This window comes from Paracoccus sp. (in: a-proteobacteria), from assembly GCF_030538695.1.
Classification (GTDB): Bacteria; Pseudomonadota; Alphaproteobacteria; order Rhodobacterales; family Rhodobacteraceae; genus Paracoccus.
In genome coordinates, this window is the sequence record NZ_JAUNTN010000005.1 from 63,958 (window position 1) to 88,884 (window position 24,927).

Genomic DNA, 24,927 nt, shown 5'->3' on the forward strand with positions numbered 1-24,927 from the left:
TCAGTCCTCGCCGCGGAATGGCTGGACATATTGCAGCGCCATATCCCATGGAAAGAAGATCCAGGTGTCCTGGCTGACCTCGGTGATATAGGTCTGCACCATTGGCTGCCCTTTGGGCTTGGCGTAAACGGTGGCGAAATGCGCCTTGGGATACATCTGCCGCACCAGTTCCAAGGTGCGGCCCGAATCCACCAGATCATCGACGACCAGCACCCCCTCACCGTCGCCCATCATCTCGGGGTCGGGGGATTTCAGGACTTTCAGCTCGCCCTGCGCGCCCTGTTTATAGGATTTCACGCTGATTGTGTCGATGGTGCGGATGTCCAGTTCCCGCGCGACGATCATCGCCGGGACCATGCCGCCGCGGGTGATGGCGACGACAGCACGCCATTCGCCGCCTCCGGTCGGGGCCTTGTCCTGAAGGCGCCACGCCAAGGCGCGGGCGTCGCGGTGCAGTTGATCCCAGCTGACGTGAAAGCCGCGCTCATGCGGCAGGCGTTGATCCGAGGGGGCCATGGCGGTTTCCTTATCTTAGTGACGCAGGATCAGAGACAGGCCAAGCAGCCCGATCAGCCCGGCGGCAGTGCGGTCGATCAGGGTCTTGGCGGCGAAATAACGGCGGCGGATCGGGCCGGTGGCCATCAGCGATGTGACCAGCAGATAGAAGGTCAGCTCGACCGCCAGCGCGGTAGCGTAGACCAGCGCCGGGCCAGCCACGCCATGCAGTGCCGGGAAAACAGACAGGATCACGGCGGCATAGAACAGCGCCGGTTTCGGGTTGGACAGGTTCAGCATGACGCCGGCCCAAAACCCCGGACCGCACCCGGTAGCAGCAGCCTGCGGCAACGGGTCGGCGGCGTGATGCCACATTTTCCAGGCCACCCACAGCAAATAGGCCCCGCCCGCGACCTTGAAGCCGACATAAAGCTGCGGCACCGCTTTGAACAGGATCGACAGCCCGAACAGCGCCGCCAGACCCCAAAGTGAGGCCCCAAAGGCCAGGCCTATGGCATAGGGCAGGCTTGCCTGCCGCCCGCGTGAAACGGCGGATTGGCTGGCCGCGATGATCGCCGGGCCGGGCGACAGGATCGCCAGCGCCAGCACCGTCACGAACAGCCAAAGCTGCGGCAGGGAAACCGCGTCCAAGCGTCAGCCCTTCACGACCGAAATATCGGGTGCGTCCACGGCTTTCATGCCGACGACGTGATAGCCTGCATCGACGTGATGGGTCTCGCCGGTGACGCCGCTGCCAAGGTCGGACAGCAGATACAGCGCGGATTTGCCCACGTCCTCGGTCGTGACATTGCGACGCAGGGGCGAGTTCAGCTCATTCCATTTCATAATATAGCGGAAATCCCCGATGCCGCTGGCTGCCAGCGTCTTGATCGGCCCGGCGCTGATCGCGTTGACGCGGATGCCATCCTTGCCAAGATCTTCCGCCAGATAGCGCACGGATGCTTCCAGCGCAGCCTTGGCGACGCCCATCACGTTGTAATGCGGCATGACGCGCTCGGCCCCGTAATAGGTCAGGGTCAGCAGGCTGCCGCCGTCCGGCATCATTGCGCTGGCATGACGTGCCACGGCGGTAAAGCTGAACACGGAAATATCCATGGTCATCAGGAAATTGTCGCGCGTGGTGTCCGCATAGCGGCCCCGCAACTGTTCCTTGTCAGAAAAACCGATGGCGTGGACGACGAAATCCAGCTTGCCCCACTTGTCTTTCAGCGCGGTGAACAGGCTGTCGATGCTAGCCTCGTCCGAGACATCGCAAGGCAGAACCACGTCTGAGCCAAGCTGCTCTGCCAGCGGCAGAACCCGCTTTTGCAGCGCCTCGCCCTGATAGGAAAAGGCCAGTTCCGCGCCCTGATCGGCCAGCGCCTTGGCGATGCCCCAAGCGATGGATTTATCATTCGCCAGCCCCATGATGAGGCCGCGCTTTCCGGCCATCAGGCCCGTTCTGGCGTCACTTGACATGCCTTGTCCTCGCGGTTTCATGCTTTGACATGGATTAGGCCAAGGTTTCAGGGGGTTCAAGTATGACCGGGCAGATGATGGATGCGGGTGGCATTTTTGCTGGCGATGACCCCTTTGTGATTGCCCGCCGCTGGCTGGCCGAGGCCGAGGCATCAGAACCCAATGACCCCAATGCCATCGCGCTGGCGACCGTGGACTCTGATGGGCTGCCCGATGTGCGCATGGTGCTGCTGAAGGATATAGAATCCTATGGCGCGGGGCAGGGGGCCTTTGTTTTCTATACCAATTACACCAGCGCCAAGGGCCAGCAGATAGAGGCCAGTGGCAAGGCAGCCTTTGTGCTGCATTGGAAATCCCTGCGCCGTCAGATCCGTGTGCGCGGCACCGTGGTGCGAGAGGATGGCCCGGCGGCGGACGCGTATTATAGCAGCCGTGCATTGCAAAGCCGCATCGGCGCTTGGGCCAGTCATCAAAGCCAGCCGCTCTCCTCACGCGCGGCGCTGGTGGCCGAGGCCGCCCGGCAGGGCGCGCGCCATGGGCTGAACCCGCCACGGCCACCGTTCTGGGGCGGCTATCGAATCACGCCGCAGGCAATCGAGTTCTGGGCCGATGGCGCCTTTCGCCTGCATGACCGTTTTCGTTGGGAACGGGCCGGTAGTGTTTGGCGGGTAACACGTCTTAACCCCTGATCTGGTTAGACTTTATTGCAGAAGGGATGGTTGGGTCATTGACCTTCCCGGCGGAATTAGCAATTGCTTAATTTGGACGCGGGCATGATGAGTCTGGCCCGGCTGTTCACCCCTAGGGCAGCAGACAGAGGCCAGCGCAGAATGAGCGAGACAGAGCAACCGATCACAACACGAACCGGCCTGGTAAAGTGGTTCGACATGGATCGTGGTTTCGGCTTTGTGCTTGATGATGCAGACGGCCCGGATATTTTGTTGCACGCCAATGTGTTGCGCAATTTCGGGCAAGGTTCGGTCGCTGAGGGTTCGCGCCTCGTGCTGCGGGTGGTGCCGACGGTTCGCGGGGTGCAGGCGGTCGAGATCGTTGAACTGTCGCCGCCGGTCCTTGGCAATGTGCCGATCATTGATCTGCTGGACGCCAGCCCGCAGGACATCGAGAGCCGCCCGCTGCTGCCGGCGCGGGTCAAGTGGTTCGATAAGGCCAAGGGATTTGGCTTTGCAAATCTGTTCGGACAAAGCGAAGATGTGTTCCTGCATGTCGAGGTGCTGCGCCATTCCGGGTTTTCGTCGCTGGCCGTGGGCGAGGCCGTGGCGCTGCGGGTGATCGAGGGACGGCGCGGGCTGATGGCGGCGCAGATTCTGGCCTGGGACATGGCCGTGCAAAAGGACGAATGATGCGGAAGCTGGTTCTTTCTGTTGGTCTGGCGCTGGCGGCGGCGCCTGCGGCTGCGGTCAGTTGCGATCCGGGGCAGGCGGTTTTCGCCACCCCGGCAGGCCCGCTGACTTTTACCGTCGAGATTGCCGACACCCCCGCCGAACGCGCACTGGGGCTGATGCACCGCAAGGCGCTGGAGCCGCGTCACGGGATGCTGTTCGTCTATGACCGCCCGCAAGAGGTCAGTTTCTGGATGAAGGATACGCTGATTCCGCTGGATCTGATTTTCATGGATGCCTCGGGGCGGGTGCGTCATGTGCATCCCTCGGCAAAACCGCTGGATCTGACGCCGATCCCCGGCGCAGCCCCCGGCGACCCGCGCCCGGAACGCCAGTTCATCCTTGAAATCGCTGGCGGAGAAGCGGCGCGGCAAGGTCTGACCGCAGGCGCAGTCATGGCCAGCCCCTTTGTGGCGCAATCCATCGCGGCGCTGCCCTGCCGCTGATCTGCAATCGGGGGCTTCCCCTTTGCAATTTCCCGCGCTATGACGCGCAGGTTCGGAGTGTAGCGCAGTCTGGTAGCGCGCCTGGTTTGGGACCAGGATGTCGGGGGTTCGAATCCCTCCACTCCGACCATTTCCTTTGATTTTTGTAGCAATAATCCGTCGTTTATGCTGCGGTTTGGCTGCAAGCTTAAAGCTGAATATGGGTATTCGCCGGAATAATTATATATTGCTCGCCTCATGAGACTGGCCCGAGGGTTTCGGACCAGTCCTGGTGTGAAGATCAGCCGATCAATGCTCCTCCTCGCATCATCAGCAGCATAAAGCCGCCAACAAGTGCGGCGAGAATGCCGAGTTCAAAGCCACCTCCGTCATCAATATCATCGTCGCTATCGTCTTCCTGAGCGGCCTGGTCATCTTCGCTTGGTGCCGGCAGAGAAGGAAAGGGAAATTCGGTGTTTTCATCATCCGGCAACCCGGGGGCGGTCTGCCAGCCCAAAATAAAATTCCCAGCACTGAGGCCGGTATGCCCACTGTCTCCTGCGCCAAGTAGAAAAATACGCCCGCCATTTGGGATGTCGATAACGAGATCGTTTACCTGCGGATCCGTTGCGGATGGTTGGGAATAGATAAATTTGTTAAGGTCTTCTTCATCTTCGAAATATTGACCAATATCCAGCCGATCATTGCTGAAGTTGAAGTCAGTGATTTCAAGAGTGCTGCCTTCCTTTATTTGGTAAAGGTTGTCCCCTGATCCCCCTGATGCCCTCGCAAGCAAGCCTTCAGCAATGATAAGATCATTGCCGTCGCCGCCATACATATCGGCATATTCACCCTGACCATATAATGTATCATCACCTTCTCCGCCAATTAGCGTGTCGCGCCCGGTCCCGGAGTAGAGCAGATCATTGCCGGTACTGCCGTCAAGATAATCATTGCCTTCGTTCCCATACAAAACATCGTCTTCACTGCCGCCATGTAGATAATCATTGCCAGCACCGCCAATGAGTGTGTCATTGTCGGTTCCACCAAACAGGCTGTCATCACCGGCCCCGCCGTCAAGATAATCAAGCCCTTTGTAGCCTTCGATAGCATCATCCCCTTTCCCGCCATAAACAGTGTCATTCCCAAAATCAGCCCGCACGAGGTTGTTTCCATCCCCGGTGTGGATAAGGTCGTTGCCGCGACCCATCGTGATTAATTCGTCCTCGGCTGTTCCGGTAAGGTTGTATGCGCTATGATCGGGGGCCGTGATCGTATTTGTTGGCGTGTAGCTGTTGATAAGCTCATCAGGAATTAAGTTGTATGGAGAACGATAAGTTACGGCGGGCAGCGTTTCGGGAAGATTGTGGTTGGGTTCAAGAAAGTGCACTTCTTCAACGCGGCCATTCGTGATTTCAGGCAAGCGGCGAGCACCTTCCAAGGCATACAGGATACGGCCGCCAATATCGTTACGGATCTCTATCCACTGCTGGCCTTTGTATTCGACAATCTCTACCCGGACACCCGTAATCAGGTCGGGTTGCAACAGGTCAAGTTTTTGGCCATCGATCCAAATCTCATCGCTGCGAGGGTCAAAGTCGTCCAGGCGCCCGACCAATGTCCCCTGTGTTTCTGCGGCACCGACAAACTTGAACTTGTCATTCCCGTCGCCCCCAAAAATATGGTGGCCGTGCTGGATGGTGTCAGCACCCGGAACATTTACATACATATTGAATGTATCATTGCCGCCAAGTCCATAGAGATGGATTTGGTTCGACGGTTGACCATCGGTTGTTGCGTGGAATACGTCGCTGCGGTTTGTGCCTACCGCCATGTGCCTGTCAGACGTTGGCGAATCGAGGTGTATCGTTCGCCCTCTGGCCGAATCGGTTGCAAGTGCTTCGGGGTGATCGTGCTGCATATCGAACCTGCTATTTTGATCGTGGTGCAGCCTGCTTAACTGGAAAGTGTTAAAATATAGTAAGCGGAAGGTCGTTCTTAGTAATTTTTGACATATTGAATCGGTGGCTAAAGTGAGGTCAGGGCGCCTGATGTAGCACCTGTATCGATCCTGTGTCTTGCCGATCGTGATGAGGCCGCTATCCGGGCGGTATCAATAAGAAGCCTCGTTTCGATAAGTTTAGTGGCCAGAGTAGATAAGCCACGAGTGGTTCTAAGCGACAAATCTTAAAGTTTGATTAAATGAGAAGAAAAAAGTCCAGAGTATTGGACGTCGTGCAGGAGCTTTGCTGAACGGGCGCTGTCTTTACGTCACGCATCGTCAGACCAAGCTGCGCTCTGAAAAACGCCGCCCGGTCAGGGGCGGCGTTTCGCATTGGGCAGGTTCAGCGGGCCATCAGCACCGGAACCTTGGTCTTTTCCAGCATATTCCGGGTCGCGCCACCCAGAATCGCCTCACGGAAGCGCGAGTGGCCATAGGCTCCCATCACGATCATATCGGCCCCGGTTTCGGTCGCGCGTTGTTGCAGCACGTCGCTGATCGCGGGCATGGTGCGGGCCAGAACGGCGATGTCGCATTTTGCGCCGTGGCGGGTCAGCATCTGGCAAAGGGCACCGCCGGGGTCCGAGCGTTCCGGCCCATTTGGGGATGGGTCGATGACGGTGATTTCGACCGCTTCCGCCTTTTTCAGCAGAGGCATGGCGCGGCGGACGGCGTGCAGGGCTTCTTCGGATTGGTTCCAGGCGATCAGGATGCGATTGCCCAGCGTTTCAGGCAGGCCCGCGCCGGGGACGATCAGCACCGGGCATTGGCCCTCGAACATGGCGGCCTCGGTTACGGCCTCGGCGTCGGGGGTGGCATCCGCACCGTAGGGCCGGGTCTGCACCACCAGATCCGAGAACCGCGCCCGCATCCCGATCAGCGAGGACAGCCCGCCGACCTGCGCAACCGCCGATTCCACCGACCAACGGATGCTTTCCCCCTCCAGCCGCTTGCGCACGCCGGCCTCCAGCGCCTCGGCGGATTTCATGGCGCGGTCGATGGCCTCCTGAAACACATAGGCCGAGGCCCCGGCGTAGTAATAGCCGGTCTGGCTGTGATCGACGCCAAGGCAAAAGACGTCCAGATGCGCGTCCTCGCGCTTGGCCATGGCGATAGCGGCCTCGATCTGGGTATTTTGTCCGTCTTGCGTCAGAACCGTAAGAATACTTTTGTAACCCATTGGAATATCCTTCTATTCTTGCGGGGCCGAGACGTGGCTGACGCTGCGTCGGTTTGACCCGTGTGCAACAGAATACTCAATACAGGTTCACAAGCAATTGACCCAGATCAAAGAACCCGGCAGTTGGGCGTCATAATCCGTCTGACAGAGTCTGCCGCCATTCGCCCGCGCGAATCGACGGTTGGCCGTAAAACAAGGACACGAGACAAATGTGGGATACCATCAAGCTGATCGTGCTTGGTCTGGTTGCGCTGTTCGCAGCAATCGCAACCGGCTATGCGCGTGATCTGGCCTATCAGGTGAACGCCTTTACCTTCGCAGTTGCGGCGGTTCTGGCCTTCATCGTGGTGCTGCGCCAGATGGAACAGCCGCGCAAGGCTGTACCGCAGGGCGAGTATATGGACGGCGTGATCCGCGCCGGTGTGATCGCAACCGTATTCTGGGGCGTCGTCGGCTTTCTGGTCGGCGTCTTTGCTGCTTTCCAGCAAGCCTACCCGATTCTGAACTTTTCAGACATCGCGCAGGGCTATCTGAACTTTGGTAAAATCCGTCCGCTGCACACCAGCGCGGTGATTTTTGCCTTTGGCGGTAACGCACTGATTGCGACCAGCTTTTATGTGGTGCAGCGCACCTCGGCCGCGCGGCTGTGGGGTGGCAACACCGCTTGGTTCGTGTTCTGGGGCTATAACCTGTTCATCGTGCTGGCTGCGACCGGCTATATTCTGGGGGCTACGCAGTCCAAGGAATATGCGGAACCGGAATGGTATGTGGACTGGTGGCTGACGATCGTCTGGGTTGCCTATCTGCTGGTGTTCCTTGGCACCATCATGAAGCGCCGCGAGCCGCATATCTATGTGGCCAACTGGTTCTATCTGGCCTTTATCGTGACCATTGCGATGCTGCATATCATCAACAACCTGGCGCTGCCGGTGGCTTGGAACGGTTCAAAATCGGTTCAGCTTTTCGCCGGTGTGCAGGATGCGATGACGCAATGGTGGTATGGTCACAACGCGGTGGGCTTCTTCCTGACGGCCGGCTTCCTTGGCATGATGTATTACTTCATCCCGAAACAGGCCGAGCGTCCGGTTTACAGCTACAAGCTGTCGATCATTCACTTCTGGGCGCTGATCTTCCTGTATATCTGGGCGGGTCCGCACCACCTGCACTATACTGCGCTGCCCGACTGGGCGCAGACGCTGGGCATGGTGTTCTCGATCATTCTGTGGATGCCGTCCTGGGGTGGGATGATCAACGGTCTGATGACGCTTTCGGGCGCATGGGACAAGCTGCGCACCGACCCGATCATCCGTATGATGGTGGTGGCCGTTGGCTTCTACGGGATGTCCACTTTCGAAGGCCCGATGATGTCGATCAAGGCTGTGAACAGCCTGTCGCACTATACCGACTGGACCATCGGCCACGTTCACTCTGGTGCGCTGGGCTGGAACGGCATGATTACCTTTGGTGCGCTGTATTACCTGACGCCGCGCCTGTGGGGTCGCGACCGGCTGTATTCGACCACGCTGGTGAGCTGGCACTTCTGGCTGGCGACCATCGGGATCGTGCTTTACGCCGCCTCGATGTGGGTCAGCGGGATCATGGAAGGTCTGATGTGGCGCGAAGTGAACGCCCAGGGCTTCCTTGTGAACCCCTTTGTGGACACCGTGATCGCCAAGCATCCGATGCTGGTCGTGCGTGGTCTGGGTGGTGTGCTGTATCTGCTGGGCGGTTGCATCATGGCCTATAACCTGTGGGCAACCGTTGCCAAACAGCCGCGCGTCGCGTCCAAGACCGTCGCTGTTCCGGCAGAATAAGGAAGGATCTGACAATGGGTATTCTTGATAAACATAAGATCCTTGAGAAAAACGCCACGCTGTTGCTGGTTTTCTCGTTCCTTGTCGTGACCATCGGTGGCATGGTGCAGATCGCGCCGCTGTTCTACATCGACAACACCATCGAAAAGGTGGAAGGGGTTCGCCCCTACACCCCGCTGGAGCTGACTGGCCGCGACATCTATATCCGCGAGGGTTGCTATGTCTGCCACAGCCAGATGATCCGTCCGATGCGGGATGAGGTCGAACGCTATGGCGAGTACTCGCTGGCGGCGGAATCGATGTATGACCACCCGTTCCAATGGGGGTCCAAGCGCACCGGGCCGGATCTGGCCCGCGTCGGGGGCCGCTATTCGGATGAATGGCACGTCGAACACCTGAAAGATCCGCAGGCCATCGTTGAAGGCTCGATCATGCCGAAATACGGCTTCCTGCTGAACCGCATGATTGATGCGCAGTATATCGAGGACCGGCTGCGGACTGACCGTCTGGTGGGCGTGCCTTATACGGACGAGATGATCGAGAACGCCCGCGCTGATTTCGTGGCGCAGACGGACCCGAACGAGGATGGCAGCGGTCTGACCGAACGCTATCCGGGGGCAAAGCAGTCGAACTATGACCGCCAGCCCGGTATCTCGGAAATGGATGCGCTGGTGGCCTATCTTCAGGTTCTTGGCACGATGGTCGATTTCTCGACCTTCCAGCCTGACCCGAACCGCTGAGGACCGCAGGAATGGACCTTTATTCATTCCTGCGCCAACTGGCTGACAGTTGGGTGATGCTGTTGATGCTGCTGTTCTTCTTCGGCGTGGTGCTATGGGCGTTCCGCCCCGGCTCCCGCCGCGATCAGGACGATGCCGCCAACAGTATCTTCCGCAACGAGAAACGTCCCGCGCCCGCGGATGAAAGGGAGGCCGAACATGGCCGATGACAACAAGACAACTGACCCGACCAACCCGGAAAACCGGATCGGACTGGAGCGGCAGGCGGCGGATCGTGAACACGAGGCGCAGATCGCCAGCCAAAGCCAGCCGACAGCCCGCAAAGCCGTAGGCAGCCGCCAGCCCAAGAAGCATGTCGAAGTTCAATCGACCGGCCATTCCTGGGATGGGATCACGGAATACGACAACCCGATGCCGCGCTGGTGGTTGTGGACCTTTTACGCCACGATCGTCTGGGGGGTGCTTTACACCATCGCCTATCCGGCATGGCCGTGGATCGACGGTGCAACCCGTGGCGTGCTGGGCTATAACTCGCGCGAGGAGGTGGCCGCCGAGATTCAGCGCTTCAACGATATGAACGCGCCGATCGAAGCCCAACTGACCGAGGTTGCTCTGGATCAGATCCCCGCCAATGCCGAATTGAACAGCTATGCGCAAAACGCTGGTGGTTCTGTGTTCGCAACCTGGTGTGCGCAGTGCCACGGCCTCGGGGCTGACGGCAACCGCGGCTTCCCGAACCTGCGCGACGATGATTGGCTGTGGGGCGGCACGCTGGACGACATCTACACCACGGTTCAGCATGGTATCCGCAACACGGAAGACCCGGATGCGCGCTATTCCGAAATGCCGAAATATGGCGTTGACGGGATTCTGGACAACACGCAGATCAATCAGGTTGCGAACTATGTCCTGTCGCTGTCGGGCAAGGCCGAAAATCAGGCCGCAGTTGCCGAAGGCGCGGTGATCTATGCCGACAACTGCGCGGCTTGCCATGCCGAGGACGGCACCGGCGACCGTGCGCAGGGCGCGCCGAACCTGACCGATGCGATCTGGCTCTATGCGCCGAACAACCAGCCGACGGTTGCCAATGTCTCGCAAACCATTTCGGAAGGTCCGTTCGGTGTCATGCCCGCTTGGGGTGGCCGTCTGACCGAGGCGCAGATCCGTTCGGTTGCGGTTTATGTGCATGGGCTGGGCGGCGGCGAATAAGCTGCCCTGCTACCGGCATCCGGTGCGGCCTTGGCTGCGCCGGCGGCACCGGCCCCTCACCTGTTCGCGCGTTTCCAGAGGGGCCGGTGTTCTTGATCTTAGTCAAAACTGCCGTCGGGGGGAACAGGCTCCGGCGGCAGTTTTGCTTTGCAAAAACCGCATCCTTTCCGGGCTTGAAAACCGGGTCAGACAGGGATACCGCCGGGCGTGAATGGGTTATCGGACAGCCGGGATGCGACATTCTGCCCCCTCGCGGAACACATGCGGATCAGGCTATGTGATCCATTTGGTGTTTTGTTGATGCAGGTCAAAGTGACCGCAGGACGCCTTGTTTAATGAGAACCGCGCGAACACTATAGCCAGGAGACCCTCATGGCCCACCCCGATGTCGAACCGCCAAGCCTTTATGCCGCGCGGGAGCCGATTTTCCCCAAGCGGGTCAGCGGCAAGTTCCGCAACCTGAAATGGGTCATCATGGCGGTAACGCTGGGGATTTATTACCTGACGCCGTGGATCAGGTGGAATCGCGGCCCGAACATGCCCGATCAGGCGGTGCTGGTCGATCTGGCGAACCGGCGCTTTTTCATGTTCAGCATCGAAATCTGGCCGCATGAGTTCTATTTCGTTGCCGGTCTTCTGGTCATGGCGGGGCTGGGGCTGTTCCTGTTCACCTCGGCGTTGGGGCGGGTCTGGTGCGGCTATGCCTGCCCGCAGACGGTCTGGACCGACCTTTTCATTCTGGTGGAACGCTGGGTCGAGGGCGACCGCAACAACCGTATTCGCCTGTATCGGCAGAACTATGACGCGAAAAAGCTGCGGCTGCGGCTGACCAAATGGGCGCTGTGGCTGGCGATTGCGGTGGCGACCGGCGGGGCCTGGGTGTTCTATTTCACCGATGCGCCGACGCTGCTGCGTGACCTGCTGACCGGGCAGGCACATTCCATTGCCTATATCACCATTGCGGTTATGACTGGCACAACCTTCTTTTTCGGCGGTTTCGCGCGGGAACAAATCTGCATCTATGCCTGCCCGTGGCCCCGGATTCAGGGTGCCATGATCGACGAGGATACGCTGACCGTTGCCTACCGTGAATGGCGGGGCGAACCGCGCGGCAAGATCGGCAAGGGCGAGGAAACCAAATCCGACAATCCGGCGGCGGCCAAGGGTGATTGCATCGACTGTTTCGCCTGCGTGAACGTCTGTCCGATGGGCATTGATATCCGTGACGGGCAGCAGTTGGAATGTATCACCTGCGCTCTGTGCATCGACGCCTGCGACGAGATCATGGACAAGATCGGCAAGCCGCGCGGGCTGATCGACTATATCGCGCTGAAGGATGAATCGGCCGAACGTGCCGGGGCTGCGCCCAAACCGCTGATGAAGCACATCCTGCGCCCGCGGACGCTGTTGTATTTTACCCTTTGGGCCGGAATCGGGGTGGCGCTGCTGGTGGCGCTGTTCATGCGCTCGCCCTTTGACCTGACGGTGCAGCCGCTGCGCAACCCGCTGTTCATCACCATGTCGGATGGTTCGATCCGCAATGCCTATGATCTGCGGTTGCGCAACAAGCAGGGGAATGAGCATCAATTCAAGGTGACGGTCACGGATCGCGCCGGTGCCGAGATGCCGGGCATGGCTCTGCAACTCGAAGGTTCTGATGAAGGCGTGGTCTCGGTTGAGGCGGACAAGATGGCGCTGCAATCTGTGTTCCTGACCGCAGCCCCCGACAGTGCCGCGGCGCAGGCCAGCAATACCGAGCTGACGCTGTGGGTCACGGATCTGAGCGACGGGGTGACGGCCTCGGTCCCGACCGTGTTCCACGGTCCCAACCGCTGAGGAGCCGCCATGCTGACGCCGCTTGCAACCTACCTGCTGATCCTTGGCGTGGCGGCCCTGCTGGGGGCGCCGTTCCTGCTGTTTGCCCTGCGCCGGCACTTTACCGGGCCGCATATGCTGGCGATTGTCGTCGGGATGTTCGCGGTGATTATCGTGGTGAACCTGTATATGGCGCGCTCGGCCATCGGCACGTTTCCGGGGCTGGAGGTCGCCAATTCCTATGTCGCCTCGCAGGAGTTCGACCGCAACCGCGCCGCGCAGGAGGCTTTGGGCTGGACTGTCACGCCGGAATATGACGGGCAGGAGCTGATCCTGAACATCCGCGACCGCGACGGCCAGCCGGTGCAGGTGGCCGAGCTGGAGGTGGTCATCGGTCGTCCGACGGTGGCGGCGGAGGATCAGCAGCCGCAATTCACCTGGCGCGACGGGGCCTATCACGCGCCGATGCAGCTTGCGCGGGGGCAATGGACCATCCATATGAAGGCGGTGGCCTCTGACGGCACCCGCTTCCAGCAGCGGCTGGATCATTACCGGGGTTCCGATATTTCTGGTTAAGGGGGATGAAGCATGGCTGATCTGACGGCCGATATGCCAGCAGGGGCCTCTGACCCGCGGATCAGCGCCTGTCCTGCCTGCGACGCGGTGCCGCTGGCCGAAGGGCTGGCCGGGCAGGGGGGCAAGACGCGGGGTGACATTATCCTGTCGCTGCCTGCGGTGCATTGCGCGACCTGCATTTCCGATGTCGAGCGTGTGTTGCACAAGCATCCCGGTGTGCGTGATGCCCGTGTGAATCTGACCCTGCGCCGCGTTACCATCGACGCGCCGGGACATACGGCCGAAGACATGATCCCGGTCGTCGAATCCATCGGCTATGAGGCGCATGAGCTGGACCCGGCGGCCCTGTCCGCCACGGCTGCCGACCGTCAGGGGCGTGACCTGCTGATGCGTATTGGCGTATCCGGCTTTGCGATGATGAATGTGATGATCCTGTCGGTCGCGGTCTGGTCTGGGGCCGATGCGGCGACGCGGGATATGTTCCACATGATTTCCGGTGCCATTGCGCTGCCAACCGTGGCCTTTGCGGGCAAGCCGTTCTTTGCAAGCGCATGGCGCAGCATCAGCCATGGGCGCCTTGGTATGGATGTGCCGATCTCGCTTGCGCTGATTCTGGCCAGCGCGATTTCCGTCTATGAGACCTTTAACTCGGGCCGTCATGCCTATTTCGACGGCGCGGTGATGCTGTGCTTTTTTCTGCTGATCGGGCGCTATCTGGACTATCGCACCCGCGCCGTGGCCCGATCCGCCGCCGAGGAGCTGACGGCGCTGGAGGTGCCTCGGGCCACGCTGGTGGTCGATGGGGCCGAACAGGTGGTTTCGGTCGCTGATCTGCGCCCCGGCGATCTGATCCGTATTCGGCCCGGCAACCGGGTAGCGGCAGATGGCGAGGTGGTCGAGGGCTGGTCGGAACTTGACCGCTCGATCCTGACCGGGGAATCGCAGCCGGTGCAGGCCGGGCCGGGCATGGCGCTGTCGGCGGGAGAGGTCAACCTGACCGGGCCGCTGACCCTGCGGGTGACGGCGGCGGGGCGTGATTCCAGCCTGTCGCGGCTGGCGGAACTGGTTGCGGCGACGGAATCCGCCCGCACCCGCTATAGCACACTGGCCGAACGCGCCGCGCGGGGCTATGCGCCCGCCGTGCATCTGCTGGCGTTTTCGTCCTTTATCGTCTGGATGTATCTGACCGGCGGCGACTGGCGTTTCGCGGTCAATGTTGCGGCGGCGGTGCTGATTATCACCTGTCCCTGTGCGCTTGGGCTGGCGGTGCCTGCGGTGGTGACGGCGGCCTCGGGACGGCTGTTCCGGCGTGGGCTGCTGATTAAAAACGGCACCGCGCTGGAGCGGCTGGCCGAGGTGGACACGGTGGTGTTCGACAAGACCGGCACGCTGACGCTTGGCACGCCACAGCCCGTCGATCTGTCGGCGCTGGACCGGCAGGCGCAAGGCGTGGCGCTGGCTTTGGCGCAGGGGTCGGATCACCCGCTGTCGCGCGGTCTGGCGCAGGCGCTGCGTCTGTTGGGGGTGGCTGCGGCGGATGTGACCGGGCTGCGCGAACTGCCGGGCCATGGTGTTCAGGCCGAATGGCAGGGGCAGGTCGTGCGCCTTGGACGCGGCGATTGGGTTGCGCCGGGCGCGCCGGATGCCAGCAGCCTGACGCAAAGCTGGCTGGCGCTTGGCGATGCTGCGCCATTGGCGATCAGCTTCGAGGATCAGTTGCGCCCCGGTGCCGCCGACTGTGTGGCCGCGCTTTTGGGGCAGGGGCTGCGGGTCATTCTGCTGTCAGGCGATCGTCCGGCCGTGGTGCAGGAAACCGCCGCGCGGCTGGGGATTACCGAATGGCAGGCAGGGGTGACGCCGGTGGAAAAGGCGCATCTGGTGAGCAGTCTGACAGCCGAAGGGCGCAAGCCGCTGATGGTGGGTGACGGGCTGAACGATACCGCTGCGCTGGCCGGGGCGCATGTCTCGATCTCGCCCGCGACCGGATTGGACGCGGCGCGGGTGGCCAGTGACATCGTGCTGATGGGGCAGGATCTGGCCCCGGTCGCGGATGCGCTGGAAACTGCGGGGCGTGCGCGGCGGCGGATCAAGGAAAACTTTGCGATTTCCTTTGGCTATAATGTGGTCGCGGTGCCGATTGCGCTGGTCGGGCTGGCCACGCCGCTGCTGGCGGCGCTGGCCATGTCGATCAGCTCGATCACTGTGACGCTGAACGCGCTGCGGCTGCGGTAAGGGGACAATATGGAGATTCTTGCCATCCTGATTCCGGTGTCCATCGGCATGGGCGGGCTGGGCCTTCTGGCCTTTGTCTGGTCACTGCGCAACCGCCAGTATGAGGACCCCAAAGGCGATGCGCAGCGTATCCTGTCCGGTGAATGGGATGAGCGCCCGGCCCCCCCGCGTGAGGCATCCAGAGACGACAGTTAACCTCTCGCCCCTGCCGAGGGCTGAAATATGCTCAAGCGGGCGAGATAGGGAAACAAAAAGGGTGGCTTCAGCCTGTTCCTGATGCGCCGGTGCTGGAGGATAGGCTCGGTTCGGCGGCTGTTATCAAGGGGAACGATCACGGCGCCCCTCGGTTCTCTCATATCAAGCCCGGTCCTCTGATAGATCCGCCGGCAGATATTGCGACCTGTCGCAAATCACGGCGGTGATGCGGGACGATCCGTGAAATGCGGATCATGACCGCAAGGGGCTAAGGGCTTCCTGTTCGGTGAGGAACTGCGGTGCCGTGAGAACGGGCGAGTGACAACGGCCAAGCCGGACGGATTGTCTCTGTGTCCGGCGATGTGTTGCAAAGGCTGGCAAAGCAGCCGCAACCAAATGGTACAGTGAAAAGGGCAACCGTGTTGCACTTTTCCCGATGCGTGGTGCTGCAACGACGCCCGGTCCGGGGCTTTGCCGTTAAGGTCCTGTGACCTGACATTCCTGCTGGCGTGCCTGCAAGCGGTCGCAGGTCGCAACGGCAGAGGCGCGGGACATGCCGGTGAAATGTGCTTCCCAGCCGCGGGGCGCGTTATTCACCCAGCGCCGTGCATCGGCCAGCATATCGCTTTCTTGCAGCGCAGCCTGAACCAGAACCCGGTCCGCCGCGGCCTGTGTCGTGAACCGGCCCAGCAGCACACCGTTTTGCCGCTTGCCGCCGGTGGCGACGCGCGACACGATCTGCGTTGCGGCGGGTTCCTCGGGCGCGGCCAGCGATGCGAGAATCACGGTTTTGGCGCGTCGTGCAGGTGCGGGAGAGGCCGCAAGGCTCAGCCGCTCCGGGCCGCCCGTATCCACCGCTGCGGCGGCAAACAGGCTGCCGGAGGTGGCCACGCCAGCGGCGGCCAGTTCGGTGCCAAGCGCGCTGTTATCCGCCTGCATATTCGCGGATTGGCGGTCGCGCGGTGCCTGAACCGGGCGGGTTGAGCGGGCCAGCCCGTTGTCCGATGCGACGGGGGCATTGGCGCTGGCGGCGGTCGTTTCCTGCCGGGGCGGGCGGGCCGCATCCGTGCCGGCGACGACCGGGGCCGGGGCAACCGGGGTGCTGGCGCTGCCCGGACGGCGCTGTGGCCGGGCGCTGGCGGTCAGGCGCACGCCCGGCGTGGCGGGTTGCGCCGCCGGAGCCTGCGCACGGGCTTGTGCCAAAGCATCATCCAGCGCGTTGCCACTGGCCAGAGAGGCGCGGCGGGCCGGACCTGCGGCGGGCGGCGCGGCAGAGCTGGCCAGCGTGACCGGCTGCACCGGGGCAGGGGCCTGCCGTTCCACCTGAACCTGACGCACGACTTTTTGCTGGGCCATATATTGCTGCGGCTCTGGCCGTACCTCACGGACACGGGAAGGCGCACCGGCGAAACCGGCGTCCAGCAATTGTGCCATGATCGCGTTTCGGTGCGCGGTGCTTTGACCGCCCATCACCGTGGCGATGATCCGTTTGGACCCGCGATGCGCAGAGGCGGTCAGGTTGAACCCCGCTGCCCGGGTATAGCCCGTCTTGATCCCGTCCGCGCCCTGATAGCTGTCCAGAAAGCGGCGGTTGGTCGACGAAACCGTTGCGACACCGGCATCTGCCGAACGACGCGAGAAAATCGAGTAATATTGCGGGAAATCATAAAACAGCCGCCGCCCCAAAATCGTCAGGTCACGGGCGGTTGAGAAATGCCCCTGCGCGGTCAGCCCGCTGGCATTACGGAATTGCGTGTTCCGCATACCCAAAGCCTGCGCCATGCCGGTCATCTGCGCACCGAATTGCGCCTCGGACCCGGCCAACCCTTCGGCAATGACCACGGCGGCATCATTGGCGGATTTCACCGCCGCCGCGCGAATCAGATAGCGCAGTTCGATTGTCTGTCCCGGCCGCAGGCCCAGTTTCGAGGGCTGCTGATTGGCCGCATGGGTCGAGACCTGAAACTTGGTGTCCAGCCGGACCTGTCCGCGCTCGATCGCGGTGAAGGCCATATACAGCGTCATCATCTTGGTCAGCGAGGCCGGATGCAGCCGCGTATCGGCGTTTTGCGAGCGCAATTCGCGGCCCGTGCGGGCATCCATGACGAAATCGGCATAGGGTGCCGCTCCCGCAATTGCCGGGGCTAAAAAGGAAAAAAGAACAAAAAGTCCTGAACGGACGAAACCTGCAATGCTCACGACTGCCCCGTATTCTGCCTCTTGATGAGGTATTCTGCCTCTGGTGAGAGCCTGTCTTTTTATGCAGGCTCTTCTTTAATATTTCGATAATAGCACGGCGATTCGCTGCGGGAAATGCAATTTTTCTGCATTGGCCTTGTGCTGGCGGTGTCTTGCTTGGGTTGGCGGGGCTGACATTGTGCCGTGCTGTGCCTATATATGCGGTCAAATCACCCTTTCTGGACTTGCTAGGCGCATGACGGATACCCGCCGCGACGAAGACCTTGCCGTAAAGACCAAGCCGCGCACGCAGCGGCCGCCCATGTATAAGGTGTTGCTTTTGAACGATGACTTTACCCCGATGGAGTTCGTCGTGCATATTCTTGAACGCCTGTTCGCCAAAACCCATGCGCAGGCCATCGAGATCATGCTGACGGTCCATAAAAAGGGCATTGCCGTGGTCGGTGTCTATTCGCATGAGGTCGCGGAAACCAAGGTTGCGCAGGTGATGGAACTGGCGCGGCGCTCGCAGCACCCGCTGCAATGCACGATGGAAAAGGAATAAACGTGGCTCGTTCTCGTCTTTCGGTGGGGCTGGATGCCCCTGTCGCTGGCCGCGTGGTGCTGTTCGGCGCGGATGCGGCGCAGGATTTGTCGATGTTCGATCCTGCGCAAACTGTGATCGTGCAGCCGCGCAAGCCAGACCATGACCAGCTTGCCGCGCAAGGGTTTGATGTGCGGATTGCGTCGCCCGAGGCTGCCGATCTGGCGGTGGTCTTTATCGACCGCGCCCGCGACCTGACCCGCGCCCGGATTGCGGCAGCGGCGGCGATCCTGCCCGCGGGGGCCTCGCTTTGGGTGGATGGGCAAAAGACGGATGGTATTGATTCCGTTCTGAAAGAATTGCGTGGATTGGTCGAAGTTGAGGCACCTCTGGCCGGGGCGCATGGCAAGCTGGCGCGACTGACCGTGCCACAAGGCGCGTGGCTGCCCGAGGATTGGGCCGCGCGTCCGCGTCAGGTCGATGGTTTCGTGACCGCGCCGGGGGTGTTCTCGGCGGATGGGGCTGATCCGGGGTCGGTGGCACTGGCTGCAGCGCTGCCGGACAAGCTGCCGACCCGGATTGTCGAGCTTGGCGCAGGCTGGGGTTGGCTGGCGGCGCAGATTCTGGCGCGGCCCGGCGTGACTGAATTGCATCTGGTCGAATCCGACGCCGTGGCGCTGGATTGCGCGCGACAGAATGTCACGGACCCGCGCACGCGCTTTCATTGGGCCGATGCGACCCGCTTTACCCTGCCGGAACCCGTGAACGGGGTGATTATGAACCCGCCGTTTCACCAGAGCCGCCGTGCCGATCCTCGGTTGGGGGCGGCCTTTATCCGCACCGCTGCGGGCCTTTTGACTGGGGCTGGGCGGTTGTGGATGGTGGCGAACCGGCATCTGCCCTATGAAACCGTGCTGGCTGAGCATTTCGCACAGGTCGAGGCGTTCGGCGGCGATTCCCGGTTCAAGCTGCTGACCGCGACGGGTGCAGGCCGAAGGAAACATAAATGAGCTTTTCCATTCAGGGCCGGACGGCCATTGTGACTGGTGCCGCGAAAGGTATCGGACGTTCGATTGCGTTGCATCTGGCCGAGCGCGGGGCGAATGTCATCTGCGCCGACAGCGAGGAGGCCGCAGCCTCTTGTGATCTTGCTGAAAAGGCGCAGGAATCCGGGCAATTGCGCTGGTTTTCAGCGGATATGTCGGAGCGCTTGTCGATGACGAACCTTGTTTCGGCCACGCTGGATGCGTTCGAGCGGGTGGATATTCTGGTCAACGCGCACCGGCTGGTGAAACCCAGCGACCCGCTGAGTGTCGATGCCGACCAGTTGGAAGAAATGCTGCGCCAGAACATGATGGCCAGCCTGCGCCTGTCGCAGATCGTCGCCAAGCGCATGATAAAGCAATCCGAGGAGGCCGCCGAGGACGGGCCGCAGTCGGGTGCCATCGTGAACCTGACGACGCTGGCGGCGCAACGCCCGCACCCGTCGCTGATGGGCTATTCCATCGCTTGCGCGGCGCAGGATCAGGCCACCCGCAGCCTTGCGCTTGCGCTTGCGCCACATCGTATCCGGGTCAATGGCGTGGCCTTTGGCAGCATCATGTCCGAAGAACTACGCTGCAAGCTGCGCGACCACCCCGAATTGCGTGACGATATTATTGCCGGCACGCCGATGGGGCGCATCGCCGCCGCCGATGAACTGGCCGAAATGGTGCATTATCTGGTCAGCCCGGCCTCGGCTTTTGTAACCGGGCAGATCATTAACGTGGATGGTGGGCGCAGCCTTGCCGATCCGGTGCGGGCGTCGGTGTTTTAAGCCGTTTTACCCTTCGGGATATGCTTTCTGACAGGCAGCGATGACCTGCTTGGCGCGGGCTTCCTGCTCACGAACCTTGGCGACCAGATTGTCGCGCTTGCGGGTCTCGATCTGCGGATCAATTGGCACCCTGAAGCGTTCTGTCACCGGCACATTGCGCAGGCAGGGTTCGTAATAAACATGCGCATTGCCGTCGCGGTCGCGGCGGATGCGGCGGCAGTCCTGCCATTCGGTTTCCCAGGTCTGACGCTCGCCCCAGGCATAGCCGCGGGACAGGTTGCCCTCGGTTTCCGCCAGCAGGCGCGACAGTGTGCGCAGTTCCGAGGTGTTGCCCCGGATGCATTGTTCCTGCGGGGTGCCGCAGGCGGCCAGAAGGGCGAGGGGGGCAAGCAGGATCAGGTTGCGGGTCATCGGGCGGGCCTCTATCAGCAATGGCGCAAGTGTAAATCCGGCATCGCGCCGGTGCAAATCAACTTTGGGGGCGGCAATGCAGATGCAGGCACAACGCGAGCAGGCGGCGGCATGGTTCCGTGAATTGCGTGACCGGATCGTGACAGCATTCGAGGCGCTGGAGGATCGCGGCCCCGGCGCTGGCCCCGCAGGCCGGTTCGAGGTCACACCGACCACCCGTGCCAATGACGGCGGCGGCGGGCTGATGTCGGTGATGCGCGGCGGGCGGGTGTTCGAGAAGGTCGGCGTGAACTGGTCGGCGGTGCATGGCACGCTGGCCCCCGAGGCGCAAAAGGCAATGGCGGCGCGGGGCGTGCCGGGAATTGCGGACGACCCGCGCTTTTGGGCCAGCGGCATCAGCCTTGTGGCGCATATGCAAAACCCTCATGCGCCTGCCGTTCATATGAACACGCGGATGTTCTGGACGCCGGGCGCGTGGTGGTTCGGCGGTGGTGCGGACCTGAACCCCTGCATCGAATACCCGGCGGATACGGTGCATTTTCATGGCGTTCTGCGTGACGCCTGCACACCGAATGGGGCGGATTACTACGACCGTTTCAAGGCTTGGGCGGATGAGTATTTCTTTATCCCGCATCGGGGCCGGGCGCGGGGTGTCGGCGGGATCTTCTACGATGACCTGAACACGGGCGACTGGTCCGCTGATTTCGCCTTTACCCGCGCTGTGGGCGAGGCTTTTCTGCCCGCCTTTCTGCCTTTGGCCGAGGCGCATATGGCCGATCCGTGGGATGATGCCGCCAAGGATGCGCAACTGGTCCATCGCGGGCTTTATGCGGAATATAACCTTGTCTATGACCGCGGCACCAAATTCGGGCTGGCGACCGGCCATGATGCCAATGCGGTGCTGATGAGCCTGCCGCCCTTGGCAAAATGGGTCTAAGTGCGGATTTTCCCCGGAAAATGCCGGATATGAAATTGCGTCCGGCCGTGCCTGCGCATATCACACAAGCCTGTCCGGCTGCGTCTGTTCCGTGCGCCGGAAAGTGACTCAAGGAGGGAATGATGACCGTGAAACTGGCCCTGACGGGTGCGCTGCTGGCGCTGGCGCTGACCACCCCTGCGATGGCGGACCTACTGGAGGATGTGAAAACCGCAGGCAAGATCACTACCGCGACCGACATGCATTTCGCGCCTTTCGACATGCTGGTGAACGGCACCTATGAAGGCATGACCAAGGACCTGTTCGATGCGGTCAGTCAGGAAATCGGGGCCGAGCCGGTCTATCAGGATATTCCGTGGCCCGCGCAGCTTCCGGGGCTGGAGGTTGGCAAGTTTGACATCATCATCGCGCCGGTCGTCATCACCCCCGAGCGGCTGGAGCGTTACGCCTTCAGCCTGCCGATTGCGGATGGCACCGTGGGGCTGGTTCGTGCCGCACGCAACGATGCCGTGCAAAAGCCTGAGGATATTGCGGGAAAGACGGTTGGGGTGCAGCAGGGGACTGCGCAGTTCCGCCAGCTTGTCGCCTTTGGTGACAGCCTTGGCGGGGTGACGGTCAAAGAATATGGCACCATGGACGAGGCTTATGCCGATCTGGCGGCGGGGCGTCTGGATGCGGTGGCGGGATCGTCCCCGAACCTTGCCTATCTGGTCAAGAACCGCCCCGAAACGTTTGCCATGACCGAACCGGCCACCTTTGGTCAGCCGAAATACTATGCTTGGGCGCTGCGCAAGGATGACAATTCCGCCAGCTTCGTGCAGGCGGTCAACGCGGCGATCCTGAAACTGCACGACGATGGCCGTCTGGCTGAAATCCAGCAGAAATGGCTGGGGGCTACGCCGGAACTGCCGCGTGAAGTGCCGGCTGAATAATTGGGATCAGGCGGGGAAACCCGCCTGTCCTCTGCCGCGAAAGACTGGCGATGTTTTCCGTTCCGACCTTTCTTGACAGCTTTGGCCCGCTGGCCTGGGCCGCGCGTTATACGCTGCTGGTCTCGGGCCTTGGCATTGCGCTGGGGCTGGTGATCGCGGCGCTGATCTGCGCGGCGGCGCTGTCGCCTGTGGTTGCGCTGCGCCGCTTTGCTGCTGTCTGGGTCAGTTTTCTGCGTGGCGTGCCGCTGCTGGTGCAACTTTTGCTGATGTATTACCTGCTGCCGGTGATTGGGGTGAATGTGCCGGCGCTGGCTGCTGCCGTGATTGCCGTGGGAATCTGTGCCAGCGCCTATATCAGCGAAATCTGGCGCGGCGCGATCAATGCCCTGCCGCGCGGGCAGGTTGAGGCCGCCATGGCTATCGGTATGACCCCGCGCGCTATCTGGGGCCGGGTGGTGCTGCCGCAGGCGGTGGCGATGTCGCTGCCTGCGTTGATGAATGAGCTGATCTTGCTGGTCAAAGCGTCTTCGCTGGTGTCGGTGGTTGGCATCCTTGAGCTGACCCGTGCCAGTCAGGCGCAGGCCGCGACGACCTTTCGCCCGCTGGAAGCCTATCTGGCCGCGGCCTGCATTTATCTGGCGATCAACCTGTGCCTTGCCGCGCTTGGACGCTGGCTGGAACACCGGATGGCGGTCTGATGGACTGGGGTGTGCTTCAGCAATACGGCCCGATGCTGCTGCGCGGCTTTGGCATGACGGTGTTCTGCTGGCTGGCAGGGTCGGTCCTCGGTATGGCGCTGGGCCTGCTGATCGCGCTGGCCCAGCGATACAGTCCGCGCCCGCTGCGCTGGTTGCTGCAAGCCTGGATCGAGATTATTCGCGGCACGCCCTTTCTGGTGCAGCTTTTCGTGCTGTATTACGGCGGGCCGCTGGTCGGGCTGCGGCTGGATGCGGTTCCGGCGGGGCTGCTGGGGCTGACGATTTATGGCAGCCCCTATTTTGCCGAGATTTTCCGCTCGGGTTTCAAGGCCGTGCCGGTTGGTCAGCTAGAGGCCGCCCGCGCCATTGGTATGTCCGAAGCAGCGATCACCCGCCGCATCCTGTTGCCATTGGGGTTGGTGTCGGCGCTGCCGGCTCTGGTCAATTTCTCGATCATTCTGACCAAGGAAACGGTGATTTTGTCGATGATTACCGTGCCGGAGCTGATGTATCAGACCAGCCGCATGTCCACCGAAACCTTCCGCTATCTGGAAGCCAACCTCGTGCTGGCGCTGTTCTTCTGGGGTCTGGTCGAGGTGATCTCCCGCGTTGGGCGGCGGCTGGAAACCCGCATCACCCGCCATCTGACCGAAAGGGTTTGAGCCATGCAGGCCGCCGCCGTCGATATCCGCAAGCTGAGCAAGTTCTATGGCCCGTTTCAGGCGTTGAAAGATGTGGATCTGACGATTCCACCGGGCAAGGTCACATGCCTGATCGGCCCTTCGGGATCGGGGAAATCCACGCTGCTGCGCTGTATCAATTTCCTTGAGGCCTATGACGCGGGCGAAGTGCTGATCGACGGGCAGTTGATCGGCTATGACAGCCCCGGCGGGCGGCGGATGTCTGCCCGCCGCCTGCGCGAGATGCGGCGCGGTATCGGCATGGTGTTTCAGCAATTCAACCTGTGGCCGCATATGACCGCACTGGAGAATGTCGCCGAAGGGCTGATCCGGGTGCGCGGCCTGCCCAAGCCCGAGGCTGCCCGTCAGGCCGAAGCCGCCTTGCGCAAGGTCGGGCTTGGCGACCGGATGCAGAACCACCCGGCGCGGCTGTCGGGCGGCCAGCAACAGCGCGTCGCCATTGCCCGCGCCATTGCGATGGAACCGCGGCTGATGCTGTTTGACGAACCGACCAGCGCGCTGGACCCGGAATTGGTGGGCGAGGTGCTGAACGTGATGAAAGCCCTTGCCGCCGAGGGCATGACCATGGTCGTGGTTACGCATGAGATGGGCTTCGCCGCCCATGTCGCGGACCGGGTCGCCTTTATGGACGCGGGCGAAATGGTCGCCGTGGATACCCCCGACCGTATCCTGCACCAGCCGCAGGATGCCCGGATTCAGGGTTTCCTGCGCAGCTATCGGGAGCGAAACAGCTTTTAGGGGCGCTTGCGCACATAGATTTCAAGGCGGTGGCTGACAATCTCGAACCCGTATGAGCGGGCGATTTCGTCTTGCAGCCGTTCGATCTCGTCCGAGCGGAACTCGATCACCTCGCCGCTGTCAACATTGATGAAGTGATCGTGGTGTTCGTCCGGTGCGGGTTCATAGCGCAGCCTGCCATCGTCGAACATATGGCGCTCGATCAGGCCAAGCTCGGCCAGCTTGTTCATGGTGCGATAAATCGTGGCGATGTTGACACCCGGTTCTATCCGGCTGACGCGGCGGTGCAATTCCTCGACATCGGGATGATCGCCGGATTGATCGAGAACCTTCAGAATGATCCGGCGTGGCCCGGTGATCCGCAACCCGGCCTTGCGGCAGCGGTCAATCAGGCTGTCGGGGTCGGTCAT

At 61.6% G+C, this 24,927-nt stretch carries 27 protein-coding genes and 1 tRNA gene; 20 read left to right on the plus strand and 8 right to left on the minus strand.

Annotated features, from left to right (window positions below; genetic code table 11):
* From gpt to fabI, 3 genes are read right to left on the minus strand one after another with little or no spacing between them, the layout of a single operon-like run.
* The gene (gpt, locus tag Q4G24_RS03800) at positions 1 to 516 is read right to left on the minus strand and encodes a xanthine phosphoribosyltransferase (protein WP_303365176.1); all 516 of its coding nucleotides are present in this window, start codon (positions 514 to 516) and stop codon (positions 1 to 3) included.
* A 15-nt stretch (positions 517 to 531) separates the two neighbouring features.
* The gene (locus tag Q4G24_RS03805) at positions 532 to 1,146 is read right to left on the minus strand and encodes a LysE family translocator (protein WP_303365177.1); all 615 of its coding nucleotides are present in this window, start codon (positions 1,144 to 1,146) and stop codon (positions 532 to 534) included.
* Positions 1,147 to 1,149: 3 nt separating this feature from the next.
* Positions 1,150 to 1,974: an enoyl-ACP reductase FabI gene (gene fabI / locus Q4G24_RS03810; RefSeq protein ID WP_303365178.1), complete on the minus strand. Its 825-nt coding sequence runs from the start codon at positions 1,972 to 1,974 to the stop codon at positions 1,150 to 1,152.
* A gap of 74 nt (positions 1,975 to 2,048) precedes the next feature.
* Here fabI and pdxH point away from each other — a divergent pair, with 74 nt between their 5' ends.
* The 4 genes from pdxH to Q4G24_RS03830 all read left to right on the plus strand — a co-directional run bounded on the left by pdxH (position 2,049) and on the right by Q4G24_RS03830 (position 3,950).
* Positions 2,049 to 2,663: a pyridoxamine 5'-phosphate oxidase gene (gene pdxH, locus Q4G24_RS03815; RefSeq protein ID WP_303365261.1), complete on the plus strand. Its 615-nt coding sequence runs from the start codon at positions 2,049 to 2,051 to the stop codon at positions 2,661 to 2,663.
* A 141-nt stretch (positions 2,664 to 2,804) separates the two neighbouring features.
* Complete coding sequence (locus Q4G24_RS03820) at positions 2,805 to 3,335, plus strand: cold-shock protein (protein ID WP_303365179.1); 531 nt, start codon at positions 2,805 to 2,807, stop codon at positions 3,333 to 3,335.
* On the plus strand, positions 3,335 to 3,820 hold the full coding sequence (locus Q4G24_RS03825) for a DUF192 domain-containing protein (protein WP_303365180.1): 486 nt from the start codon (positions 3,335 to 3,337) through the stop codon (positions 3,818 to 3,820). Before Q4G24_RS03820 ends, Q4G24_RS03825 begins: the two co-directional genes overlap by 1 nt.
* Positions 3,821 to 3,873: 53 nt before the next feature.
* A tRNA-Pro gene (locus tag Q4G24_RS03830) sits at positions 3,874 to 3,950 on the plus strand.
* A gap of 150 nt (positions 3,951 to 4,100) precedes the next feature.
* Here the strand turns inward: Q4G24_RS03830 and Q4G24_RS03835 are convergent.
* Both Q4G24_RS03835 and Q4G24_RS03840 read right to left on the minus strand, forming a co-directional pair.
* Positions 4,101 to 5,720, minus strand: coding sequence for a calcium-binding protein (locus Q4G24_RS03835; RefSeq protein WP_303365181.1), 1,620 nt, complete (start codon positions 5,718 to 5,720; stop codon positions 4,101 to 4,103).
* 424 nt (positions 5,721 to 6,144) lie between these two features.
* Positions 6,145 to 6,981 carry a universal stress protein gene (locus Q4G24_RS03840; RefSeq protein WP_303365182.1) on the minus strand — a complete coding sequence of 279 codons (837 nt, stop codon included), beginning with the start codon at positions 6,979 to 6,981 and terminating at the stop codon, positions 6,145 to 6,147.
* A gap of 209 nt (positions 6,982 to 7,190) precedes the next feature.
* Here Q4G24_RS03840 and ccoN point away from each other — a divergent pair, with 209 nt between their 5' ends.
* The 8 genes from ccoN to ccoS all read left to right on the plus strand — a co-directional run bounded on the left by ccoN (position 7,191) and on the right by ccoS (position 15,562).
* A complete protein-coding gene (gene ccoN / locus Q4G24_RS03845) occupies positions 7,191 to 8,795 on the plus strand; it encodes a cytochrome-c oxidase, cbb3-type subunit I (RefSeq protein WP_303365183.1) in 1,605 nt (534 codons plus the stop codon).
* Positions 8,796 to 8,809: 14 nt separating this feature from the next.
* Positions 8,810 to 9,535: a cytochrome-c oxidase, cbb3-type subunit II gene (gene ccoO / locus Q4G24_RS03850; RefSeq protein ID WP_303365184.1), complete on the plus strand. Its 726-nt coding sequence runs from the start codon at positions 8,810 to 8,812 to the stop codon at positions 9,533 to 9,535.
* Positions 9,536 to 9,546: 11 nt separating this feature from the next.
* A complete protein-coding gene (locus Q4G24_RS03855) occupies positions 9,547 to 9,744 on the plus strand; it encodes a cbb3-type cytochrome c oxidase subunit 3 (protein ID WP_303365185.1) in 198 nt (65 codons plus the stop codon).
* On the plus strand, positions 9,734 to 10,744 hold the full coding sequence (gene ccoP, locus Q4G24_RS03860; RefSeq protein WP_303365186.1) for a cytochrome-c oxidase, cbb3-type subunit III: 1,011 nt from the start codon (positions 9,734 to 9,736) through the stop codon (positions 10,742 to 10,744). Before Q4G24_RS03855 ends, ccoP begins: the two co-directional genes overlap by 11 nt.
* A gap of 372 nt (positions 10,745 to 11,116) precedes the next feature.
* Positions 11,117 to 12,580: a cytochrome c oxidase accessory protein CcoG gene (gene ccoG, locus Q4G24_RS03865; protein ID WP_303365187.1), complete on the plus strand. Its 1,464-nt coding sequence runs from the start codon at positions 11,117 to 11,119 to the stop codon at positions 12,578 to 12,580.
* Between the two features lie 9 nt (positions 12,581 to 12,589).
* Positions 12,590 to 13,135, plus strand: coding sequence for a FixH family protein (locus Q4G24_RS03870; protein WP_303365188.1), 546 nt, complete (start codon positions 12,590 to 12,592; stop codon positions 13,133 to 13,135).
* Positions 13,136 to 13,147: 12 nt separating this feature from the next.
* Positions 13,148 to 15,367 (plus strand): heavy metal translocating P-type ATPase, encoded by a 2,220-nt coding sequence (locus tag Q4G24_RS03875; protein WP_303365189.1) that lies wholly within the window; start codon positions 13,148 to 13,150, stop codon positions 15,365 to 15,367.
* 9 nt (positions 15,368 to 15,376) lie between these two features.
* Entirely contained in the window at positions 15,377 to 15,562 is a 186-nt protein-coding gene (gene ccoS, locus Q4G24_RS03880; RefSeq protein ID WP_303365190.1) for a cbb3-type cytochrome oxidase assembly protein CcoS, read from the plus strand.
* Positions 15,563 to 16,039: 477 nt separating this feature from the next.
* On the opposite strand, the gene Q4G24_RS03885 is transcribed toward ccoS, so the two are convergent.
* Positions 16,040 to 17,665 (minus strand): D-alanyl-D-alanine carboxypeptidase family protein, encoded by a 1,626-nt coding sequence (locus Q4G24_RS03885; RefSeq protein ID WP_303365191.1) that lies wholly within the window; start codon positions 17,663 to 17,665, stop codon positions 16,040 to 16,042.
* Positions 17,666 to 17,996: 331 nt separating this feature from the next.
* Here Q4G24_RS03885 and clpS point away from each other — a divergent pair, with 331 nt between their 5' ends.
* From clpS to Q4G24_RS03900, 3 genes are read left to right on the plus strand one after another with little or no spacing between them, the layout of a single operon-like run.
* A complete protein-coding gene (gene clpS / locus Q4G24_RS03890) occupies positions 17,997 to 18,305 on the plus strand; it encodes an ATP-dependent Clp protease adapter ClpS (RefSeq protein ID WP_303365192.1) in 309 nt (102 codons plus the stop codon).
* 2 nt (positions 18,306 to 18,307) lie between these two features.
* Positions 18,308 to 19,294 carry a class I SAM-dependent methyltransferase gene (locus Q4G24_RS03895; RefSeq protein WP_303365193.1) on the plus strand — a complete coding sequence of 329 codons (987 nt, stop codon included), beginning with the start codon at positions 18,308 to 18,310 and terminating at the stop codon, positions 19,292 to 19,294.
* A complete protein-coding gene (locus tag Q4G24_RS03900) occupies positions 19,291 to 20,100 on the plus strand; it encodes an SDR family NAD(P)-dependent oxidoreductase (protein ID WP_303365194.1) in 810 nt (269 codons plus the stop codon). Before Q4G24_RS03895 ends, Q4G24_RS03900 begins: the two co-directional genes overlap by 4 nt.
* A gap of 6 nt (positions 20,101 to 20,106) precedes the next feature.
* Here the strand turns inward: Q4G24_RS03900 and Q4G24_RS03905 are convergent, their stop codons facing one another.
* The gene (locus tag Q4G24_RS03905) at positions 20,107 to 20,511 is read right to left on the minus strand and encodes a hypothetical protein (protein ID WP_303365195.1); all 405 of its coding nucleotides are present in this window, start codon (positions 20,509 to 20,511) and stop codon (positions 20,107 to 20,109) included.
* 76 nt (positions 20,512 to 20,587) lie between these two features.
* Here Q4G24_RS03905 and hemF point away from each other — a divergent pair, with 76 nt between their 5' ends.
* The 5 genes from hemF to Q4G24_RS03930 all read left to right on the plus strand — a co-directional run bounded on the left by hemF (position 20,588) and on the right by Q4G24_RS03930 (position 24,517).
* Positions 20,588 to 21,448, plus strand: a complete 861-nt coding sequence (gene hemF / locus Q4G24_RS03910) for an oxygen-dependent coproporphyrinogen oxidase (RefSeq protein ID WP_303365196.1) — start codon at positions 20,588 to 20,590, stop codon at positions 21,446 to 21,448.
* A 122-nt stretch (positions 21,449 to 21,570) separates the two neighbouring features.
* Positions 21,571 to 22,380 (plus strand): transporter substrate-binding domain-containing protein, encoded by an 810-nt coding sequence (locus Q4G24_RS03915; RefSeq protein WP_303365197.1) that lies wholly within the window; start codon positions 21,571 to 21,573, stop codon positions 22,378 to 22,380.
* Positions 22,381 to 22,430: 50 nt separating this feature from the next.
* On the plus strand, positions 22,431 to 23,078 hold the full coding sequence (locus Q4G24_RS03920) for an amino acid ABC transporter permease (RefSeq protein WP_303365198.1): 648 nt from the start codon (positions 22,431 to 22,433) through the stop codon (positions 23,076 to 23,078).
* On the plus strand, positions 23,078 to 23,740 hold the full coding sequence (locus Q4G24_RS03925; protein ID WP_303365199.1) for an amino acid ABC transporter permease: 663 nt from the start codon (positions 23,078 to 23,080) through the stop codon (positions 23,738 to 23,740). Before Q4G24_RS03920 ends, Q4G24_RS03925 begins: the two co-directional genes overlap by 1 nt.
* Before the next feature lie 3 nt (positions 23,741 to 23,743).
* Positions 23,744 to 24,517 (plus strand): amino acid ABC transporter ATP-binding protein, encoded by a 774-nt coding sequence (locus Q4G24_RS03930; RefSeq protein WP_303365200.1) that lies wholly within the window; start codon positions 23,744 to 23,746, stop codon positions 24,515 to 24,517.
* On the opposite strand, the gene Q4G24_RS03935 is transcribed toward Q4G24_RS03930, so the two are convergent.
* A complete protein-coding gene (locus Q4G24_RS03935; RefSeq protein WP_303365201.1) occupies positions 24,514 to 24,927 on the minus strand; it encodes a Fur family transcriptional regulator in 414 nt (137 codons plus the stop codon). The two genes, Q4G24_RS03930 and Q4G24_RS03935, sit on opposite strands and share 4 nt — an antisense overlap.